21 protein-coding genes and 1 pseudogene are annotated in these 20,072 nt (G+C 37.0%); 10 read left to right on the forward strand and 12 right to left on the reverse strand.

Annotated features, from left to right (window positions below; all coding sequences use genetic code 11):
- Positions 1-4: 4 nt before the first annotated feature.
- The 5 genes from argB to GJV51_02890 form a co-directional block, all read right to left on the reverse strand.
- Positions 5-739, reverse strand: coding sequence for an acetylglutamate kinase (gene argB / locus GJV51_02870; GenBank protein ID QGM24971.1), 735 nt, complete (start codon positions 737-739; stop codon positions 5-7).
- Positions 740-782: 43 nt separating this feature from the next.
- A complete protein-coding gene (gene argJ, locus GJV51_02875) occupies positions 783-1,997 on the reverse strand; it encodes a bifunctional glutamate N-acetyltransferase/amino-acid acetyltransferase ArgJ (protein QGM24972.1) in 1,215 nt (404 codons plus the stop codon).
- 44 nt (positions 1,998-2,041) lie between these two features.
- Positions 2,042-3,082 carry an N-acetyl-gamma-glutamyl-phosphate reductase gene (locus tag GJV51_02880; protein ID QGM24973.1) on the reverse strand — a complete coding sequence of 347 codons (1,041 nt, stop codon included), beginning with the start codon at positions 3,080-3,082 and terminating at the stop codon, positions 2,042-2,044.
- Between the two features lie 124 nt (positions 3,083-3,206).
- Positions 3,207-3,713 carry a YbhB/YbcL family Raf kinase inhibitor-like protein gene (locus GJV51_02885; protein QGM24974.1) on the reverse strand — a complete coding sequence of 169 codons (507 nt, stop codon included), beginning with the start codon at positions 3,711-3,713 and terminating at the stop codon, positions 3,207-3,209.
- A 2-nt stretch (positions 3,714-3,715) separates the two neighbouring features.
- Complete coding sequence (locus GJV51_02890; protein QGM24975.1) at positions 3,716-4,096, reverse strand: GTP-binding protein; 381 nt, start codon at positions 4,094-4,096, stop codon at positions 3,716-3,718.
- Between the two features lie 110 nt (positions 4,097-4,206).
- Between GJV51_02890 and GJV51_02895 the strand changes: the two genes are divergently transcribed.
- On the forward strand, positions 4,207-4,503 hold the full coding sequence (locus tag GJV51_02895; protein ID QGM24976.1) for a kinase: 297 nt from the start codon (positions 4,207-4,209) through the stop codon (positions 4,501-4,503).
- A gap of 14 nt (positions 4,504-4,517) precedes the next feature.
- Here the strand turns inward: GJV51_02895 and GJV51_02900 are convergent, their stop codons facing one another.
- From GJV51_02900 to GJV51_02910, 3 genes are all read right to left on the reverse strand, one after another.
- The gene (locus GJV51_02900) at positions 4,518-5,183 is read right to left on the reverse strand and encodes a TrkA family potassium uptake protein (protein QGM24977.1); all 666 of its coding nucleotides are present in this window, start codon (positions 5,181-5,183) and stop codon (positions 4,518-4,520) included.
- Positions 5,184-5,214: 31 nt separating this feature from the next.
- Positions 5,215-6,618 (reverse strand): Trk family potassium uptake protein, encoded by a 1,404-nt coding sequence (locus GJV51_02905; protein ID QGM24978.1) that lies wholly within the window; start codon positions 6,616-6,618, stop codon positions 5,215-5,217.
- A gap of 269 nt (positions 6,619-6,887) precedes the next feature.
- Positions 6,888-7,610: a helix-turn-helix domain-containing protein gene (locus GJV51_02910; GenBank protein QGM24979.1), complete on the reverse strand. Its 723-nt coding sequence runs from the start codon at positions 7,608-7,610 to the stop codon at positions 6,888-6,890.
- A gap of 174 nt (positions 7,611-7,784) precedes the next feature.
- On the opposite strand from GJV51_02910, the gene GJV51_02915 reads away from it, so the two are divergent.
- The 7 genes and pseudogenes from GJV51_02915 to GJV51_02945 all read left to right on the forward strand — a co-directional run bounded on the left by GJV51_02915 (position 7,785) and on the right by GJV51_02945 (position 13,549).
- Positions 7,785-8,048: a helix-turn-helix domain-containing protein gene (locus GJV51_02915; GenBank protein ID QGM24980.1), complete on the forward strand. Its 264-nt coding sequence runs from the start codon at positions 7,785-7,787 to the stop codon at positions 8,046-8,048.
- Positions 8,049-8,482: 434 nt separating this feature from the next.
- On the forward strand, positions 8,483-8,680 hold the full coding sequence (locus GJV51_02920) for a hypothetical protein (GenBank protein ID QGM24981.1): 198 nt from the start codon (positions 8,483-8,485) through the stop codon (positions 8,678-8,680).
- A 392-nt stretch (positions 8,681-9,072) separates the two neighbouring features.
- Positions 9,073-9,315, forward strand: a pseudogene (locus tag GJV51_02925) (CPBP family intramembrane metalloprotease).
- Positions 9,316-9,357: 42 nt separating this feature from the next.
- Positions 9,358-9,738: a CPBP family intramembrane metalloprotease gene (locus GJV51_02930; protein QGM26100.1), complete on the forward strand. Its 381-nt coding sequence runs from the start codon at positions 9,358-9,360 to the stop codon at positions 9,736-9,738.
- Between the two features lie 175 nt (positions 9,739-9,913).
- Positions 9,914-11,470, forward strand: a complete 1,557-nt coding sequence (locus GJV51_02935; protein ID QGM24982.1) for an ATP-binding cassette domain-containing protein — start codon at positions 9,914-9,916, stop codon at positions 11,468-11,470.
- Entirely contained in the window at positions 11,470-12,591 is a 1,122-nt protein-coding gene (locus tag GJV51_02940; GenBank protein QGM24983.1) for an ABC transporter permease, read from the forward strand. The genes GJV51_02935 and GJV51_02940 overlap by 1 nt, the downstream gene beginning before the upstream one ends.
- A 1-nt stretch (position 12,592) precedes the next feature.
- On the forward strand, positions 12,593-13,549 hold the full coding sequence (locus GJV51_02945; GenBank protein QGM24984.1) for an ABC transporter permease: 957 nt from the start codon (positions 12,593-12,595) through the stop codon (positions 13,547-13,549).
- A gap of 36 nt (positions 13,550-13,585) precedes the next feature.
- Here GJV51_02945 and GJV51_02950 read toward each other — a convergent pair whose 3' ends face one another.
- The 4 genes from GJV51_02950 to GJV51_02965 all read right to left on the reverse strand — a co-directional run bounded on the left by GJV51_02950 (position 13,586) and on the right by GJV51_02965 (position 17,262).
- Entirely contained in the window at positions 13,586-14,500 is a 915-nt protein-coding gene (locus GJV51_02950) for an L-lactate dehydrogenase (GenBank protein QGM24985.1), read from the reverse strand.
- Between the two features lie 113 nt (positions 14,501-14,613).
- Positions 14,614-15,369: an ATP-binding cassette domain-containing protein gene (locus GJV51_02955; protein ID QGM24986.1), complete on the reverse strand. Its 756-nt coding sequence runs from the start codon at positions 15,367-15,369 to the stop codon at positions 14,614-14,616.
- The gene (locus GJV51_02960; GenBank protein ID QGM24987.1) at positions 15,362-16,261 is read right to left on the reverse strand and encodes an ABC transporter permease; all 900 of its coding nucleotides are present in this window, start codon (positions 16,259-16,261) and stop codon (positions 15,362-15,364) included. Before GJV51_02960 ends, GJV51_02955 begins: the two co-directional genes overlap by 8 nt.
- Positions 16,258-17,262, reverse strand: a complete 1,005-nt coding sequence (locus GJV51_02965; GenBank protein ID QGM24988.1) for a peptide ABC transporter substrate-binding protein — start codon at positions 17,260-17,262, stop codon at positions 16,258-16,260. Before GJV51_02965 ends, GJV51_02960 begins: the two co-directional genes overlap by 4 nt.
- Positions 17,263-17,721: 459 nt before the next feature.
- Between GJV51_02965 and GJV51_02970 the strand changes: the two genes are divergently transcribed.
- Together GJV51_02970 and GJV51_02975 are read left to right on the forward strand one after the other, a co-directional pair.
- Positions 17,722-18,309 carry a helix-turn-helix domain-containing protein gene (locus GJV51_02970; protein ID QGM26101.1) on the forward strand — a complete coding sequence of 196 codons (588 nt, stop codon included), beginning with the start codon at positions 17,722-17,724 and terminating at the stop codon, positions 18,307-18,309.
- 54 nt (positions 18,310-18,363) lie between these two features.
- Positions 18,364-19,101: an SDR family NAD(P)-dependent oxidoreductase gene (locus GJV51_02975; protein QGM24989.1), complete on the forward strand. Its 738-nt coding sequence runs from the start codon at positions 18,364-18,366 to the stop codon at positions 19,099-19,101.
- Positions 19,102-20,072 lie beyond the last annotated feature (971 nt).

A 20,072-nucleotide genomic window follows, 5' to 3' on the forward strand; every position in this document is an offset into this window, starting at 1 on the left:
TACCTCAAATTGTGACAATAGTACCGGGATGGGTGACTGTATTTGTAATATGAACAGTACGCACGCCATGACGTGCTGCAAATAGGGCACTGTTAACTTTTGGAATCATACCACCGGTAATCATCTGTTTTTTTTGTAATTCTGCCATTGTTTTGGAAGTTAGATTTTGTAAAACATTTCCTTTAATTTTTACACCAGAAACATCTGTTAATAGATATAATTCGTCAGCTTTTAGATACTTAGCCAGAGCAGTTGCTGCGTGATCAGCATTCACATTTAACCACTGACCATTATTGGTGATTGCCATCGGTGCAATAATAGGAATGAGATTTTTTCCCCAAAGGTTATGAATTAATTTAGTATTTACTTGGTGAATGTCACCAACATATCCGAACGTGTCTTGATCAATTGTGTGGCCAGTTAACAGTTGATCACTTGTAGCATTTAATCCGATTACAGATAGACCGTTGACACGACAAGCTTCAAGTAGGGCAGGTTGTACCTGACCAAGTAGTGCCATTTTTGTAATGTTGATACCATTTTGTGTTGTAAAACGAATGCCGTTTATCTTTTGAACAGGTTCATTAAGTTGTGACATTAAGTCAGAAATAGTGTCACCACCGCCATGAACAATCGCAATTTTATAATGTTGTTTTTGCCAAAATTTGATCGTATCAAAAAAAGCAGGTGTGAGTTGAGTGGCGGCGTTGCCACCAATTTTGATGACTATTTTTTTCATTAGACTTTATCTCCCATAAAACGAACAAGATGAGAATAGAATCTCACGTTGTATAAAGTGCGTTGATTTTTACGTATTCGTATGTTAAATCTGAACCCCAAGCACAACCGGATTCAGTACCGGCATGTAAATCAACATCAATATGGATGTCATGCTCCTCAAGTTTTTTTGTCATGTCATCGGCGTCAAAATCTGCAGGGGCACCATTTACTAATACAGCGATTTTATTCATGCTAATATCAATAAGATTTGGGTTAAGATCGACATTGCTGGCCCCAATAGCAGCGATAATACGGCCCCAATTAGGATCTTTACCAAAAATAGCTGTTTTTACTAATGAAGAGCCGACAATTTTTTTAGCAACCATTCGTGCATCAAGAGCACTTTGCGCATGATTGACAGTAACAGCAATTAATTTAGTAGCGCCTTCACCATCATTAGCAATAGCAATCGAAAGGGCAGTAGTTACGGTGTGTAACATGTTTTTAAATTGCTCATATTCAGCGGTATGATTCTCAATCATTTTATGACCAGCCAAACCGTTTGCCATTACTAAGACAGTGTCGTTAGTTGATGTATCACCATCGATTGTAATTTGATTAAAACTTGTCTCAACATCTTCCGAAAGTGCTTGCTGTAAAAGTTTGGCATCAATGTTAATATCGGTCGTTATAAATCCAAGCATGGTAGCCATATTCGGATGTAGCATGCCTGAACCTTTTGCCACTCCGCTCATTGTGACAACTTTGTCCTGGATAGTAGATTGAATGGTTATTGATTTTTCTTGAGTATCGGTAGTCATAATGGCGTGTGCAAATCCGTTTGTGTCACCATCAATCTTTAACTGTTTGATGCCGTCGATGATTTTATCGATCGGCAGTACTTTACCAATAATACCGGTAGAAGCGACGCCAACTAAACTGGTATCGATGTTTAGTTGTTGTGCAGTAATCTCTTGCATAGATTCTGCATGTGACAGACCAATATTACCAGTGACAGCATTAGCATTTCCAGAATTAACAATAATAGCTTGTAATTGGCCGTTTTGAATCGTTTTTTTATCCAGTTGCACTGGGGCGGCTTGCACTTTATTTGTGGTAAACACACCGGCCACACTGGCTATCACGTCACTGTAAATCCAACCAAGATCTTTTGATTTGTGCTTGAGACCGACGTGTTGACCATCCGCGTGAAATCCTATTGGAGCAGCAATGTCAGCTGTGGATAGTGTTGTAATTTGATTTAATAATTCTGTCATAAGGATTTTCCTAAGTATATTTTTAGATGTTAGTGTAATGAATATTATGCGTATTGGGCAATCAAATGAAGCCCCGTACTTTCCTCTAAATTAAACATATGATTCATGTTTTGGATAGCTTGCCCAGCAGCCCCCTTGACCATATTGTCAAGAACACTAACAATGGTCAGATATTTGGTATCAGGATTGTATGTTAGCCCAATATCAGTAAAGTTAGTACCGATAACTTGCTTGATGCTTGGCAATTGGCCTGCAGGCATGACACGTATAAATTGCTTATTGGCATACGTTGTAGTGTATAATTCCTGCATTTTTTCGGCTTGACTGTCGTCATTAATTTTGACATACGCACTGATAAAAATACCGCGATTAATTGGTAATAGAGATGTGGTGAATTGAATATGAGCAATATCAGCTTGCCATTGTTGCAGTTGCTGGATAATTTCAGGAATGTGTTGATGACGGTTAGCCTTATACATGGTGAAATTTTCATTAACGTTAACAAAATGACTTGCTAACGTCAGAGATTTACCAGCACCAGATAAACCGCTTTTAGCATCAATAATGATGTTATCTTTATCAAGTAAGTGGTTTTTTGCAAGAGGAGCAAGAGCAAGAAGTGTGCCCGTTGCATAGCAACCAGGATTGGCAATATAAGTTACTTTATTGTCATAAAAATCGGCCAAACTGTAGTGTGCCTTTTGAATCGTTTCATCAGGGGCTGGTTCGTGCTTATACCATTTTTTATAAGTATCAGCGGGAAGGCGGAAATCACCAGATAGATCAATGACGGGAAAATTCGCTTGAATAAAGTCTTGAGCTAAATCTTTGGAAACACCGCTGGATGTTGCAAAAAAAACGAGATCAGCTTCTTGCATAATATGCATTGCATTGAATGTTGTAGGTGTTAAATTATACATTGATTTTAGATGTGGATATTGTTTGCTAATGTTAGCATTTTCTGTTTGGGTATGATGTATGGACACGACTTTAGCATTAGGATGATTGTAAAGTAGTCGCAATAATTCTAGACCGCCGTAACCTGTAATGCCCACAATAGCAATTTTTATAATTTTGTCTTTCATGGTGTGTCCTCCTTGTATTTGATGTTTTAAATATTAAACCAATAAGCATTTAAATACAATTAATATGCAAAATGAAATTGGATATTTTGAATTTAGTGCATAAAAAAACACTTCTTGCGAAGTGTTAAGCTCGTGCAGGTAATTCAAGAATTGCTATATCAAGGACGTGTTCCATACTTTTGGAACGCAATTCATTGAGGAAAAATCCGTCCTGCAAGTTCAATTTAGTATCTAAGGCAAACACAGTTAGTGTATAGTTATGATTTTTATCAGGAGGCATTGGGCCAATATAAGATTGATTTATACTAGCATTGGCTGGGTGACCTAACTTTTGCACATCATGCCAAGTGGAATTTGTACCAAAAGTACCGCGCTTTGTAGCACGAAGATCTTCAGGAATATTCGTTACAGGGAGGTTAGCTGCTAACCAGTGAATCCACGGGAAACCGCACACAGGAACAGCATCGTAGTCGATTAGACTGACGGATAGTGATTGGGTACCAACCGGTGTGTTAGATATTTCGATTGGGAAATTGGTAGTTGGCATATCATTAGTACGATAATTATCAGGTGCATATTTTGCATACCTATCCGGTATAAAACCGTTATCAAGTGTGACATCTATTTTCATAATCATTCTCCTATCAAGTTTTTCTTGGCCTGTGCCAAACGTGTGCGAACAGCGATGGGCATTTCAGAGTTATATTTACGAATGGATGAGATGGCATCAATAACAATCTTGGTGCGAGCATCTATGTCTTGTATGCCAGTAGTTTTGGATTGTATTTCCTTTTCAAATCGTTCAATAAAATCAATCTGTACTTGTGTTTTATCAGCGCGAAGGGTCTCGGCTGCGGCAACTTTACCGTTAGACTCAAGATCAGTTATAGCTACATTATACCCTTCAAAAAATTCAGTTGCATTGGTCGTGTTTTTCCAAGTAACCGGCTCACTTTCTACTTTAATATTTTTTTCTGTCGCTTTTTTCTTTTTAAAAATGGTAAAGAAAGACATAATTAGAGATCCTTTCGAGTATAAATACATAGCAATTTTTCATGTTCGTCTAATGGCGAACAAACGTTTTATCTGATACAATAAAAATAGTTTTTGGATTGGGGAAAATTATGGCAGCACATAAAACGGTATTTAATGATAAACAACGTATCTTAAGGCTTTATTCAGCATTGATAAGCCATCGAGCGCTCTCAATTGAAGAAATTGAGGACATGTTTTTTATTGGCCGAAAAACCGTTCAGCGCGATATTTCTGAAATCCGAACTTTCTTGCATGATTTGCAAATCGGTGAACCAATTAAATCTGAGATTATTTTTGATCGTCATTCAAAGAAATATCGATTGACTGAGATGGAAAACTTATTTAGGGTCTTCGATAAAATTAATAAAATTGATGAAGAAGAATAAAATTTTTTTGGTGGTTATTTATTGTTGGTAAGTTGGTCAAAATCGTCCACCATATCTTTAGGACCAACCACCGAGACGATGTCCTTCTCATGTAACTTATAAGTTGAATCCGGTGCTACAATAACATCTCCATCATGACGGACAGCAATAACATTTAATCCAAATTTTTTACGAATATTCAAGTTACTAATTGATCGACCATAAAAAGCAGGATTAACAATTTGAACTTCTGCCATTGAATAATCATCAGATAGTTCAATAAAATTTAACATGTTAGGCGCAAGCAGTTTGCGTGCTACCCGTTCGCCCATTTCACGTTCAGGTTGTACAACGACATCTGCGCCTATTTTTGTGAGTACACGTAGATGCGTGCGATTTTCAGCCTTGGCGATAACATTTTTGGCACCAAGGTCTTTGGCATTGATGGTTGCTAGAATACTGGCTTGCATATTATGACCAATGGCAATCACAATATGATCAAAACTAGCAATGTCTAATTTACGTAAAACTTCATCTTCTTGAGCATCTGCAATGACAACCTGTGTTGCGATATCACGATAATCATTAACATGTTCTTCATTAATATCAATGCCTAAAACATCTTGCCCATTAGCAACTAATGTTTCCAAAAGGGCACCGCCAAAACGCCCGAGGCCTATAATGGCATAGGTTTGTTTCATTTTTATTTCTCCTAACTATGATTGTTATCCGTTATCCAATGATAACGGATTCTTCTGGGTACCGGAAGGGGGCTTTATCATCATGTACATTTAGAATGGAGAACATGACAGTATAGATGCCGACACGACCAATGAACATGGCAAGCATGATAATAACTTGTCCAAAGGTTGTTAGATGTGGTGTTAGGCCAAGTGTCAAGCCAGTTGTAGCAAAGGCGCTGACCACTTCAAAAATAATGTATTCTAGCCCATAATGTGTAGTGTGCTCTTGAGTAAGCATCAATAAAAATGATAAGATGCCCAAGAATGATAACGATACGAAAACTAATAACAGTGCACGAACAATATTTTCGTGTGATAAGCGACGATGCGAGAATACAACATCCTTTTTTCCACGTAAAGCAGCGTGTGTTTGTAGAATCAACACACCAAGCGTAGTGGTTTTGATACCACCAGCAGTGGATCCTGGGGTACCACCAATATACATTAACATCATAGTTAATAACACGGTTGCTGAGCTCATAGAATCGAAGTTAAATTGTGCAAATCCTGCGGTACGATATGAAATAGACATAAATAAAGTATCGAAAATGCGATTTATGGGTTGGATGTCTTGGGCAAAGTTCATATTATGTTCAGTCAATTCAAACAACACCCACCCACCCACAATTAAAACACCTGTCATGACAAGTGCTAGTTTGGAGTGTAATGTTAGGCGATGTGTTGTTCGATATATGAGTAGATCACGCCAGACTAAGAACCCGAGAGAACCAGCCACAATTAGGAAGGCAATAATTAGTAGAATCCAAGGTTGATTATTATAGGCAGCTGTACCATGAGGTAAAATTGAGAAACCTGAATTACCGAATGCTGAAATGGCATGGAATACGGCATAAAACATACCATGCTTCCAACCAAAATCATGTATAAAGAAGGGTGCCAGCAACATTGCGCCGATACTTTGAATAATAACCGATAGTTTAATAACATACCTAAACACTACCCGTGTATCATAGAGGCTTTGCAGGTTATACACTTCCTGCACCATCATTTTACTTTTTAAATCCATTTTTTTTCGGGTGGCTGTAAACAACAGTACTGAAAATGACATAAATCCTAGTGCGCCAATTTCAATTAAAACCATGATGACAATTTGACCAAAGGTGGTCCAATGAGTCGCTGTGTCGACAACAGTGAGGCCGGTAACTGATGCTGCTGAAGTAGCTGTAAATAAGCCATCCATGAAGGTGTGTCCCACATTACCATGGTAACTAAAGGGCAGCATTAGCAATAATGCACCAGATGTAATGACTGTTAAGAAGCCTAATGACAATCGTTGCGGCATTGATATGCGTGACCAAAAATTATGACGTTGTGATTTGTCATGAAATTTTTGCATTTCAGCTGCAGTGGGTAAATCAATTTTTCTAGACATTTTTATTTTTGTAGGGTTCTTTCTCAAAATGGGTTCTTGTTCAACAGAGGTATATTACCTTGGTTTAATTATACACTGTGGGTGGTAAAATCGGATATTTTTGGATAGTGTATTGCTTAAAATCAGCTACTTAGTAGCATGGATTATTTATGACGGGTTTGAATTGACTTATTGTAGTTTTTCATTTGTATCATTGCTAGTAAGTCATGGACAATGTTTAATAAACGAACACAAAAAGCAAGACACATTAGTCTTGCTTTTTGTGTTTGTTATAAATTAGATAGATACTTTTTCATCCGGTTCTGAAAATCAACTAGTGGTTCCGGTTCAGGATGGCTCATCCAGACAGAAATAAATGATGTGAGCATTTCAATTAAGTATTCAGTGGTTAGAATGTCAGCAGCCAATTTAGGACTGTATCGTGTAATTAGTGATAAATACTTGGATTTGATAAATGAAATCCAAGTATTTCTAATATATGGGCGTGTATATAAAAGATGTAGCTCCTCTTTCTTCTCGTAGAGCATCGGCACCATATCGTTAATAAAAACTGATATAAGGTTATCGTTGGTGGATAAGCTTGTTTCTACCTTGATTTTAACGTCTTTGTCAATTCGGTTGATTACAGCATAAAATAAATCATCATATGAGGGATAATATTGTTTAATTTTTTGAATAGTGATGCCAGAAGTTTTTTCTAGCTGTTTGAGGCTAGGTCTATCTTCTCTGTTCGAATGCATATTGGCTAGGAAAGACAGTAAAATGAGCTCTTCATCATTGTCTTCGCACGGATTAGTTGGTGGAATAATAAAGAAATCTAAGGGTAAATCAAACTTTTCAATAATTAAGAGCATCATTTCTGTTGTAGGGCGCCCTTTATGGCGCTCCCAATTAGAGACAGATTGAAATGAAATATATAATTTTTCAGCAAATTGCTGTTGTGTTAGTCCGTTTTTTTTACGGAGCGCTTTAATTTTATTACCAATCTCCATAATAGTCTCCAAAATAATTCTTTGATACCATGATATAACATATTTGGAATGAATCCAATATTTTATCATAAAATGTCTGGATAATCAATAAAAAATAACATTTTTTAGACTGCCAGTTATTGTGAAATTCATATAAAACGATTTTGTTATAATTCTACAGAGGAGGGGAGCATAATGATCGAGATCCATGAGTTTTGCCGATTGAGTGAGGCAGATATAGCCACAGTTATTGGGGGTGAATCAAAAGATATTGCATATAATCTCAGACGATTAAGATTAGAGTTAGGGTACAGAAGAGCAGATTTAGCAGATGAGTTGAACACCAGCTTGTCAACAATAGCCAAATATGAGACTGGATCGAGAATACCGGACATTGATACAATAATTCAATTATCTAAAGTATTGCATACAAATGTAAATAATTTAATTTTTAAATGAAAAGCTATTGAACGGGGAAGCTAGTTGTATGGACAAAATGTCTCAATTTTTAAGGAACTTATTTTATATAATATTAATATATTACGAAAGGGGGATAACTATTTATGAAAAAATTGTCAGAACAGGAATCAGCAAAAGTTTCGGGGGGATGTCCACTATTGCCAGTTATTGTTGGTGGTGCAACTTATGTTGCAAAAAATGGATGGTATCATTTGGATCAAATTCTGTCAGGATGGAGAAAAGAAGGTAATAGCAGGTGGTAAAAAAATATGTGTATAGTGGATTGAGCACGATGCTTGGTGTTTTTCTAGCACGTATGGGGCTAAACTTTGTTTCAGAAGAAAGTTTTTTTTACGGATGGCACGATGCAGTGCAGTTTACTACTGTAATATTTCTGTTACAGATTTTGTATTTTTATTTAAGGAGAAGTAGAAATAAATTTAAAAACGGAACCTAATGTATTGAGTTTGGAAAAGTTAATGATGATTAGTGGTGGCTCAACGGGTGGTTCTTGGGAGCATTTTGGTGCAGGGGTGCATAAAATAGTGAGTACAGTTGCTTATGCTGAGGTAATTGTGGCAAGAGTGCATACTAGAAGTCATCAACAATGCTTTATTGGAAATAAGTGGTAATTTTGTCTCAACGAAAAAATAATGTTGACTATGTTTTATTGGGGATGTTTGCTGGTATATAATATGCATTGATGTAGGTAGAGTAATGTTAATCATATGAATGAGTGAAGTAGGCATTAAATGAATTTTAGAGGTGTCGGAACCATCATATTTCACTAAATAAATAGGGCCGTATATACTTTATCCATTAAGGCTAAGACAATATAGAATGTATGCTAAATTACAAGATTTTTTCGTTAATATTAGTTGATAAGCATATAAGAATAAGGTTATTCTTCAACCTTCCCAAACATGTGCATATATAAATTAGAAGATAATATGGTACACAATGCCCCCTGCTATCTAAACTGAGTCTGTAGTACTAACTTAACTAATTATTGAAAGGGTAATCAATGATATTTAATCTAGTAATAACTGTCATATCGAAAAAAGTAGGACAACTTATTGAATTAGTTTTATTAACGGTATTAATTTATCTTATTTTAAGCATACCCAATATTTTTATATTTATTGATCAGTCTAACGGTTGGCTTGTATTGGTATCAATGATAGCTTCAGCTGTTATTTCATATTTTGGCTATCGTTACTTAGTATCAAAGACAACTGCTATTTTTGAACGAATTAATCTGAAAAAAATAGGATTTATTATGATCATGCTGGTCTTAACAAATGTTCTGATGGATTTTATAATACCGGCTATATTTGGACAAAATCAAGATATTAGTTTAAATCAAAAAATGATTGAAAGTATGTTTCAGCAAGGTGGGATAGTAGCATTAGTATTTAAACTGAACACTGTTATTATTGCGCCAATAATTGAAGAAATTTTCTTTCGTGGCATTATATTTGAAGAGGCAAAGCCTTTAGGGAAAGTTGTACAGTTCATTTGGCCAACGTTTGTTTTTGCGGCAGTCCATGGGCCATCGACACCGGAGCAATGGACTGTATATTTAACCGCAGGTGCCTTGTTAATGATTGTTCGCTTAGTGACCAAAAAGTTACAATATTCAGTAATGTTTCATATGACACATAACTTGATGGTAACGGTTGGCTTGTAGAATAAGAAAAATAATCGTGATAAGTGGGCATTACTTCAATTTCATCGAATTATAGGTAAAATGATTGCAACATCCATGTTTAGAGAACATGGTATAATATTATTTAAGGAAAATTCCGCGAACAGTTTTTGTCCGCGGAATTTTTACAACTTATATAGAAAGAAGCAAAGAATATATGACCGAATCAACACCAGTCATTGAAATGCGACATATTATCAAAAAATTTGGTGATTTTGCGGCCAATGATGACATTAACCTACAAGTCCAACAAGGTGAAATTCACGCGTTACTTGGTGAGAACGGTGCAGGAAAATCAACATTGATGAATATTTTGACAGGGTTACTACAGCCTACTAGCGGCGAAATCCTGATTAATGGCAAAAAAGTATCAGTCGACTCGCCCTCAAAGTCTGATGCATTAGGTATCGGAATGGTCCATCAACATTTCATGTTAATTGATGCCTTTACTGTAACAGAAAATATCATTCTCGGTTCAGAAGTAACAAAGGGATTGTCCTTAGATACTAAAACTGCTGCTAAGAAAATACAAGCTTTGTCAGATCAATATGGTTTATCAGTTGATCCAATGGCTAAGATTTCTGATATATCAGTTGGTCAACAACAGCGTGTTGAAATATTAAAAACCCTTTATCGTGGTGCTGATATTCTGATTTTTGATGAACCAACAGCAGTTTTGACACCACAAGAAATTGATGAGTTAATTGTCATCATGCACAATTTAGCACAAGAAGGTAAATCAATTATCTTGATTACGCATAAACTTGACGAAATACGGGCCGCTGCTGATACGGTAACTGTCATTCGTTCAGGTCAATCAATTGATACCTTCCCAGTTGCTGGTGTGTCTTCTCAGGAATTAGCTGACTTGATGGTTGGCCGTGAAGTTAGTTTTAAAACTGAAAAAGAAGTAGCCCAACCTGGTGCAGTAGTATTGTCGATTGATAACTTAGAAGTGCAGGATACACGCCGTGTTGCTGCTGTTAAAAACTTTTCACTTGATGTGCGATCAGGTGAAATTGTTGGTTTGGCTGGTATCGATGGAAACGGCCAAACAGAATTGATCCAAGGAATTACTGGATTAACAAAGGTACAAGCAGGACATGTTAAGCTAAAAGGAGAGGATATTACCAACAAAACGCCGCGTTATATTACTGAAGCGGGTGTTGGCCATATTCCTGAAGATAGATTGCGTTTTGGTATGGAAGTTGAAATGACGTTGTCTGAAAATTTGTCATTACAAACGTACTATAAACAGCCTATTTCAAAATCAGGTGTCTTACAACCTGCTGAAATGGATAAATTAGCTGACAAATTAGTTCAGGAATTTGATGTGCGAGCTGCTAGTATTCATGTGGCCGCGGGTTCAATGTCGGGTGGGAACCAACAAAAAGCTGTAGTTGCACGTGAGTTAAATCGTGATAATGACCTTGTGATTGCTGCCCAGCCGACCCGTGGATTGGATGTTGGCGCGGTTGAATATATTCATCAACGTTTAATCGCACAGCGTACAGCGGGTAAAGCCGTATTAGTCGTTAGCTTTGAGTTAGATGAGATTCTTAATTTATCGGATCGCATTGCTGTTATTAATAATGGTAAAATTGTCGGAATAGTTGACGCTCAAGACACAAACAAACAAGAGCTTGGCTTGTTGATGACAGGTATGAGCTTAACAGAAGCTCGTGCAGCATTGAAAGAAGAGGTGGGGTCCTAATGATTGCACAAAAGAATAACCTTTCTGTGGCAATGTTTTCTGTTTTATTTGGGTTAATTGTCGGCGCAGTGATTATGTTAGTATTTGGCTATAACCCGATTTCTGGTTATGTTGCGTTGCTTGGCTCGGCCTTCGGGTCAATGCAGGATATTGGTGGTGTACTGACGCAGATGACACCTTTAATTTTGACAGCATTAGGGTTTGCAGTGGCTTCGACTGCAGGATTCTTCAATATTGGTTTGTCAGGTCAAGCTTTGGCCGGATGGGTTGGTGCAGTTTGGTATGCTTTGAGTTTCCCTGATATGTCAGCGATCATCATGATACCGAGTGCGTTAATCATCGGAGCAGGTTTGGGTGCCATTGCTGGGTTCATTCCTGGTTGGTTACGGGCACAGTTTGGCGCCAGTGAAGTGATTGTGACAATCATGATGAATTATATTTTCCTCTTTTTAGGAAATGATATCTTGCAAAATACGATGTCTAAGAATATTAAGGAGTCTGCAGAAACAACTAAACAAGTAGGTGCCAACGCGTCGCTACAGATGAAATGGTTGACTGACTTGACGCAAGGATCAAGCATTTCAGCAGGAATATTTATTGCTCTAGCCATGATTGTTGTTGTTTGGTTTGTTATGAAGAAAACAACACTTGGCTTTGAAATTCGTGCGGTTGGTTTAAACCCTGATGCAGCTAGATATGCTGGTATGTCAGCGAAACGTAATGCCACAATAGCTATGGCAATATCTGGTGGATTGGCAGGTTTGGCGGGAACCATTGAGGGACTTGGTAATTATCTGAACTTCTTTACGCAAAATGGGTCACCATCAATAGGCTTTGATGGTATGGCTGTTGCTTTACTTGGGGGCGGCTCTTATCTTGGCATACTCGGTGCGGCTGCAATTTTCTCTGTATTGAAAATCGGTGGATTAGGAATGCCGATGTCTTCTGGTGTACCATTTGAGTTGGTGGATATCGTTACAGCCTCAATTATTTTCTTTGTTGGTGTTCGTTATTTAATTCTATTAATTCAAAAACGAATCAAAGCCATGGACGAAAAAGCAGCTATAGAGGCAGCCAATAAAAAGGCAGCAAAAGAGAATCAGCAGAAAGGCGGTGAATAAAATGTCATTCATGGCAATGTTATCACTTGTTATATCTAGTACATTGGTTTATTCAGCACCGCTGATATTTACTTCAATTGGTGGCACTTTTTCTGAACGTTCAGGTGTCGTTAATGTCGGTCTGGAAGGAATTATGGGAATGGGCGCTTTTGCAGCAGTCGTCTTTAACCTAACATTTGCTAAACAACTTGGTGCTGCTACACCTTGGTTAGGTCTGCTAGCTGGCGCCATTGTTGGGGTTGCTTTTTCGTTAATCCACGCTGTTGCTACAGTGACATTACGCGCGGATCATATTATCTCTGGAACAGTCATTAACCTGATGGCTCCGGCTTTGGGTGTATTCTTAATTAAAGTTTTATATGGTAAAGGGCAAACGGAGTCTATCGGGCAAGACTTTGGATATGCGACAGTTCCCGGATTATCAAAAATTCCAGTATTAGGTCCATTATTCTTTGAAAAAACATCTGGACCAGCTTGGTTGGCAATTCTTGTTGCTGGGCTATCATGGTATATCATCTTTAAAACAAAATTTGGTTTACGTCTGCGTTCGGTTGGTGAGAATCCACAGGCTGCCGATACACTTGGTTTAAATGTTGCACGCCTGCGTTATTCTGGTGTGATGATTTCTGGATTACTTGGTGGCATTGGTGGCGCAGTTGTTGCACAGTCAATTTCATTAAACTATTCAGCTAGTACAATTGTTGGACAAGGGTTTATGGCGATGGCTGCAATGATTTTTGGTCGTTGGAATCCAATAGGCGCTTTGGGTGCTTCATTGTTCTTTGGTTTATCACAGTCACTTGCTGTGATTGGGGCACAGTTACCAGGTTTGAAAAATGTTCCTTCAATCTGGTTACAATTAGCACCATATGTACTCACAATTATTGTGCTCGTGTTCTTCTTTGGTAAAACACAAGCACCTAAGGCTGACGGTGTTAACTATATTAAAGCGGCTTAAATAAAAAAAGCGAATCATTTGATTCGCTTTTTTTATTTATAAGTAAGCTGCTGTTTTTTCAGCAATTGCGTTAGCTGATTCTTGTAATAGCATCTTTTCTTCATCGGTAAGTTGTAAATCAAACTCAGCAGTGACACCATTGCGTCCAATAATGGCTGGTGTGGAAATATATCCTTCAAATCGTTCATCATAATGAGAAACGATGGCTTCTCTGCGTGCATTGGATAGAACTAATTTTGCAAGAGAGACGGCGGCATGAGCAATGGCAAAATTCGTATATTTTTTACCGGCAAAAACGGTAAAACCACCGATACGTGCAGCTTCTGCCACTCTATCTAGATTAATGTCATATAATTTAACTAATTCATCGGCATTTTTTCCCAATGCCTTAACAGTAGACCACGCGGCAAATTGTGAATCACCGTGCTCTCCAAGCATATAACCACTAATTCCGCGCGGATCAATTGATAATGCGTCACCTAATGCACGTTTTAAGCGTGCAGTATCTAGATAAGTCCCAGTACCAAACACTTGATTTGCTGGGAGACCAGTGGCTTTTTGATAGATGCCAGTAATAACATCAACAGGATTTGATATGACGATGAGCACACCATTGAATCCTGCTTGCTTTAAGTCAGAGCCAACTTGTTGTACCTCTGGCGTATTAGCTTTTAGTTCTGTAAAACGGTCGCCACCAGGTTTAATCAATTCGATATGGCCTAGAGCAGAAATAACCACTTCAGCGTCTGATAAATCTTTTGCTGTTCCAGCATGTACTTCGACATGATGATCTAATAGACTGGCAGCATCACGAAAATCAAGCTCTTCAGATGCAAGTTTCTCTGGATTTTTATCCACTAAAATAATTTCATCTGCTAATCCTTGTGCAATAATGATGTGGGCTACCGTTACACCAACATGCCCAACGCCAACAACACCTATTTTTCTCATGTGAGTACCTCGTTAATATATTATGTGTTACAAATTAGATTATACACATAATCAGTCCGAATGAAAACAGCAGTGTACTTCTCAGTACCACCGCTGTTTGAGTAAGTTGAAAATTAACTAACAAAGTATTTTAAAATTTGTGTCTCATCAAGAGCATTTTTCTCGTCATCACGCACATCAAGTACAATGTTACCAGCGTTTAAAATAATTAACCTATTGCCATATTTCAACGCATCGGCTAAATTATGTGTAATCATTAAGGCAGTCAGATTATTTGCAGTAACTTGTTCATTAGTTGCAAGCATCAGTTGCTCAGATGTTTTGGGATCAAGTGCAGCGGTATGTTCATCTAACAAAAGTAGCTCTGGTTTGACACGTGTAGCCATTAGAAAACTTAGTGCTTGACGTTGACCGCCAGATAGATCACCAGTTGCTGTATTGAGGCGACTATCTAAATTGTTGCCCATTACTTTGGTTAATTGCGCATATTCAGTCAATTTTTTCTGTGTTAGTCCACGATTTCGCAACGTACGCCTGCTACCTCGCTTTTCAGCAAGAAGTAGATTTTCGGCGACCGTCATTCTAGGCGCAGTACCCATTTTAGGATCTTGAAAGACACGAGCAATATAATTTGTGCGCTTAACGGCTGTTTCATGAACAATATTATTACCATTATGCAAAATCTCACCAGATGCTACTGATAGATTACCTGCAATAGTGTTAAACAGTGTTGACTTACCGGCACCGTTAGTACCCAAAACTGTGATGAAATCACCATCGTAAATATCGAAATTAATTGATTTTAGTATTTGAATACTATCTCCAACTGTGACGATGACATCTTTAAGGGAGAAAACTGGTTTAGTCATGAGGTGTAATACCTTTCTTAATTATCTTATCGAGATTCAACGCATGACGAAGTTGAGGTAAAATCATAGCGACAGCTAAGACGATAGCTGAAATAAGATTAATGTCGTTGGTAGAAAAACCAAGCCGTAGGACAGCTAATAAGACTAATCGATATAAAATAGAGCCGATAATAACAGCAACTAAGCGTTCGTTTAATGTTAATTCACCGAAGACAACTTCGCCAATAATAATCGAAGCTAAGGCAATAACAATAATGCCAATACCCATGTTGATGTCAGCATAACCATTACTTTGTGCGATAACAGCTCCTCCAAAAGCGATAAGACCGTTTGATAACATTAATCCCATGATTGTCATGCGGTCTGTTTGGATCCCGATTGATTGTGCCATGTTAGGGTTGTCACCAGTAGCAATAAAAGCTTGTCCTAATTCGGTTTGCAAGAAGAAGATTAATCCTGCTGTGATAATAGCAATAATGAACAAGCCTAAGAAAACAGAGTCAAAATATTTGGGTAAATGTTGTAATATTTTGATAGAGAAAATTGACTTTTGATTTAGCAATGAGATATTTGCTGAACCCATAATACGAAGGTTAATAGATAATGTTGCCGTCATGACTAAAATACCAGATAAGAGGACAGGAATTTTTCCTTTGGTATAAAGTAGCCCAGTAATTAATCCTGCAACTGTACCGACTAAGAAAGCAGCAATAGTCGCGATAAATGGGTCAATTCCGTGAGCAATCATTGTTACTGCTGTTGACGCGCCTAAAGGGAAAGAGCCTTCAACGGTCATATCAGGAAAGTTTAAAATTCGAAACGTGAGAAACAATGCGACACCGAGCACGGCCCATAAGAGTCCTTGCCCAATACTAGATACAATCATACTCATTTGAATACTTCTCCTTTAGTTTCAGCTTCCTTAACCATACTTGCTGGTAAATTAATACCTAGCAGTTTGGCCTGCTTTAAGTTGACAGTCATTTCGCCTTTTGTAATGGTTTTGACAGGGTAATTTGCAGTGCTCTTACCCTTCAATACTTGCCCGGCCATGACACCAGCTTGATAACCCATATCATACTGGCTAACGGATATAGTGGCGACTCCGCCATCTTTCACCATCGTTTCGACGGCAGGGATAACTGGAACTTTTTCTTGGTTGGTGACGTTAATGAGTGTTTTCATAGCACTTGCAACGCCGTTATCTTGTGGTGCATAGACAACATCAACTTGACTGGCCATCGTTTCGGCAACCTGTTGCATGTCGTTAGTGGTTGAAATTGTGTACATTTTAACAGTGTAGCCAGATTTCTTAGCTAGCTTTTCCATGTTTTTAGCATTATATTCACCACCATGATCTGAAGTTGTGTAAATAATACCTAATGTTTTTGCTTTGGGAACGACTTGTTGAACAACATCCAAATGTTGCTGCAAAGGAGAGTCTCCAGAAACACCGGTCACATTGTTTCCTGGGTGCTGTGTTGTCTTGACTAGTCCAGATCCCGCAGGGTCAGTAATTCCGGCTAGGATAACTGGATTATTACCATCAGCTGTTTTAGCTAATGACAGAGCAGCTGGTGTGGCAATACCGATTGTCAAATCAGCATTCTCATTGGCAAATTTTTGTGACATTGTTTTGAGATTTGATTGGTCAGCCTGAGCATTTTGGTAGTCAATTTTAATCTTTTTACCTGAGTACCCTTGCGACTGGAGTCCCTCAATAATACCATGATGAATCTGATCTAAAGCAGGGTGTGTGACTAGTTGTAAAATACCAACAGTTGGCACGTAAGTTGATTTTTTTTCTTGTGTGTTTGGTTTGCTAGTAACAATAAATGCTACGGCTAGGAATGCAATAATAATTGCAATTGCCGACAAAAGTCGTTTATTCATGATATTCTCCCAATCTCGTTGTTCTTCTAAACTAAAATGACCTTGGTTCGCCACGCAAGGCTTTCCAAGGTCAAAAGAAAAGTCTGCATGGCATATTCCCATACAGACTCGATTATTGCAAAAAAAGTCGGTATGGATAAAACAAATGTTTTAAACATCAGCTTTATCCGTTACCGAAAAGCTGACTCTACCGACGCCACCAAGCATTATTGAGTTGAACTGTTAATTTTTGCATCATTATCTCCGAGTTACTTATGAGATAAGAATACTAAGAATTTGATGAGTTGTCAATAGTTTTTAAAAATAAAAATTCATCAGCATGTGGCCTGTTAAATTTGGCGTAGAATGCTTAAAAAGTTTTTCTTATAAGAAAAATTGAAAGAATAAGCAATATTTATGGATATAATAAAAATGAGCTGTTTAGCGTTAACGAAAGCAAGTGAACTAAAAGGAAGTTATATGAATGATTTAGGCAATATTTTTTCAGAGGTCAATAATTTAGGTAAATTAATTCGTAGTATGCGAGAAGCACGTGACGTTTCTGTCAATGATTTAGTAAGGGTGACAGGGTTGTCGCGTAGTATGATTTCTAAATTTGAAAGAGGGCAGACAGATATTCAGCTGAGTAGCATGATTAAAATTTTTAGTGCCATGTCTTTAACTTTAGATGACTTATGTCATGCGAGGTTATTTGACGAATTTTTAATGAATGAATTATGCGAAAAAGCTTATCAATTTCAAAATAATCAAGTTGTGTTACAACAGATTTTAGATGAGATATGTAGTCATGATTTTTTAATACGACAAGAAGAAATTTTAAAATTGATTTTACAGACATGTCTCCATTCTAATCACGGTTTGCCAAATGAAGTTGAGAATTATTTTGATAACCTAGATGGCATTTGGTCTTTTGATACTTATTTGGCATTATTGGCAGAACCTTTCTTATCTCAACGTATTCACTTACGAATTGCTAAAGAATTAACTCAATATCAAGGATATCGTCCCCAAATAATTAACATCGCCTATCAGGTTTTTGTTCATTAGCAAGATGTGGTTAGATTTACGGCACCCTAAAAAAATATGTTAAGGAGAATGTTGATGAAAAATATCGTTATAACGGGTGGTACTTCTGGTGTGGGATTTGCTATTGCCAAGGAAATAGCAAAAGAAGGACACAATATCATTATTGTTGGCCATCATGAATATAAAGCCCAGATAGCTCAGAAGAGACTGGGCAATCATGTTAAAGTAATTACTGGCGATTTATCCAATGAAACTGAACGTAAGCGTGTGGTTGACGAAATTAAACGACTGGTTTCACATATTGATGTATTCATTCATAGTGCGGGTGTTTTTCCACGGAACGCAACAGAAAATATTCAGATGAATCTATTGCCACATTACTATCTGACGACTAAATTACGTGGCTTATTAGCAAACAGTAGGGTTTTGATTATCACAGGACAACCACAGGCAGTAAAGTTTGTACCGATTTGTGAAATACAAAGCAGCTCACTTTTTAGAGCAGCGTGGGTAATCACACACAAAACGCTGCTAATGATTTTATTGAATCAAATGTTGCAAGATACCAATACTACAGTTAATAGTTTTTATCCTGGACAGGTAAATAGCGATTTGATGAGATATACTCAAAAAATAGACAACACAGAAGTACCGGTCGGAGCATATTTGGCACTTAATAATACTTTAGAGCAAGTGTCAGGCAAATTTTTTGATGAAAATGGTAAAGTAGTACACCTTGATAATAAAAAGTATAACTTAAAAACAGCAGTAGAAACTTTGGTACCATATTTGAGTACGATGGCTACTTATTAGTATAGGTTGTTGATAGATTGACGTACTAGTTGTTATTAATCTATTGACTTAAATAGTAATAATTACTATAATTAAAAGTAATTGTTACTATTTATCGAAAAGGAAAAAATAATAATGGTAGAAAAAAATGATTTAAGCAGTGCATATCGACGATTGAAAAGTCCAAACGCGAAAACAAGAGATCGTGCTTTGAAATTATTAAAAGAAATCAAGGCTAAAAAGGCACAAAAAAGTAAATAACTGTTCATTGTATGAAAAGGCGTCAGATATTATGAGGCCTTTTTTTAATTCGGTACATATGTTTTAACCGTTGAGTGCGTTTTTATAGCCGTTTATGTTATTGAAGTAGAAAAAATAAATCTTTCGTATATAGTTATTGTTATATGAATTAAGATCCAACGAGATTAAAAGGAGGATGAAAAATATTAAATCACATCATAAGAAATAATCATTGAAATTATTTGATGTTCTTGGTTTATGTTTTGAAATTTAGATTGATTTTAATCGTGCTAATTGTTGTTTATAATTGGGGAATTGTATGAATTAATTTTGAAAAAAATTAATTTCAGGCGATAATGTGCATGCGCCATAGAATTTATTTTTATGGTAACTCAGTCTATATTTTTTAGAATACTTGATTTGAGTTATAAAGTGTTCTTGTTATTGAAGTGCGTTAACGGGGAGAAGGATATGAAATGAAATTGTTATTTATTCAAACTCATTACCTTTGCATATGTAGTTCAATCTTTAAAATTAATGAGTATGAACTAATTGTAAAAAAGCTAGTATGTTAGATCACATTTTTATGTCGATCAGCTTTGGAAAATTTTTTGGAATAGTACAGATTCACGATTGAAAAACACAGCAAGGCGGTTGTGCTTTTCAATTGGAGTGATCTGTGATGATCAACAATTGATATTGGAGTTCATTAGGTCATGTTTGTGCTCGTGCTCTATTCGTGGATAGAAATC

It is taken from the genome of Leuconostoc mesenteroides subsp. mesenteroides (assembly GCA_009676745.1).
GTDB classification, from domain to species: Bacteria; Bacillota; Bacilli; order Lactobacillales; family Lactobacillaceae; genus Leuconostoc; species Leuconostoc koreense.

Excerpts from the sequence above, each read along its gene's own strand:
- argB (QGM24971.1), bottom strand. The coding sequence starts at position 739 with ATGAAAAAAATAGTCATCAAAATTGGTGGCAACGCCGCCACTCAACTC.
- argJ (QGM24972.1), bottom strand. The coding sequence starts at position 1,997 with ATGACAGAATTATTAAATCAAATTACAACACTATCCACAGCTGACATT.
- GJV51_02880 (QGM24973.1), bottom strand. The coding sequence starts at position 3,082 with ATGAAAGACAAAATTATAAAAATTGCTATTGTGGGCATTACAGGTTAC.
- GJV51_02885 (QGM24974.1), bottom strand. The coding sequence starts at position 3,713 with ATGAAAATAGATGTCACACTTGATAACGGTTTTATACCGGATAGGTAT.
- GJV51_02890 (QGM24975.1), bottom strand. The coding sequence starts at position 4,096 with ATGTCTTTCTTTACCATTTTTAAAAAGAAAAAAGCGACAGAAAAAAAT.
- GJV51_02895 (QGM24976.1), top strand. The coding sequence starts at position 4,207 with ATGGCAGCACATAAAACGGTATTTAATGATAAACAACGTATCTTAAGG.
- GJV51_02900 (QGM24977.1), bottom strand. The coding sequence starts at position 5,183 with ATGAAACAAACCTATGCCATTATAGGCCTCGGGCGTTTTGGCGGTGCC.
- GJV51_02905 (QGM24978.1), bottom strand. The coding sequence starts at position 6,618 with ATGTCTAGAAAAATTGATTTACCCACTGCAGCTGAAATGCAAAAATTT.
- GJV51_02910 (QGM24979.1), bottom strand. The coding sequence starts at position 7,610 with ATGGAGATTGGTAATAAAATTAAAGCGCTCCGTAAAAAAAACGGACTA.
- GJV51_02915 (QGM24980.1), top strand. The coding sequence starts at position 7,785 with ATGATCGAGATCCATGAGTTTTGCCGATTGAGTGAGGCAGATATAGCC.
- GJV51_02930 (QGM26100.1), top strand. The coding sequence starts at position 9,358 with ATGGATTTTATAATACCGGCTATATTTGGACAAAATCAAGATATTAGT.
- GJV51_02935 (QGM24982.1), top strand. The coding sequence starts at position 9,914 with ATGACCGAATCAACACCAGTCATTGAAATGCGACATATTATCAAAAAA.
- GJV51_02940 (QGM24983.1), top strand. The coding sequence starts at position 11,470 with ATGATTGCACAAAAGAATAACCTTTCTGTGGCAATGTTTTCTGTTTTA.
- GJV51_02945 (QGM24984.1), top strand. The coding sequence starts at position 12,593 with ATGTCATTCATGGCAATGTTATCACTTGTTATATCTAGTACATTGGTT.
- GJV51_02950 (QGM24985.1), bottom strand. The coding sequence starts at position 14,500 with ATGAGAAAAATAGGTGTTGTTGGCGTTGGGCATGTTGGTGTAACGGTA.
- GJV51_02955 (QGM24986.1), bottom strand. The coding sequence starts at position 15,369 with ATGACTAAACCAGTTTTCTCCCTTAAAGATGTCATCGTCACAGTTGGA.
- GJV51_02960 (QGM24987.1), bottom strand. The coding sequence starts at position 16,261 with ATGAGTATGATTGTATCTAGTATTGGGCAAGGACTCTTATGGGCCGTG.
- GJV51_02965 (QGM24988.1), bottom strand. The coding sequence starts at position 17,262 with ATGAATAAACGACTTTTGTCGGCAATTGCAATTATTATTGCATTCCTA.
- GJV51_02970 (QGM26101.1), top strand. The coding sequence starts at position 17,722 with ATGAATGATTTAGGCAATATTTTTTCAGAGGTCAATAATTTAGGTAAA.
- GJV51_02975 (QGM24989.1), top strand. The coding sequence starts at position 18,364 with ATGAAAAATATCGTTATAACGGGTGGTACTTCTGGTGTGGGATTTGCT.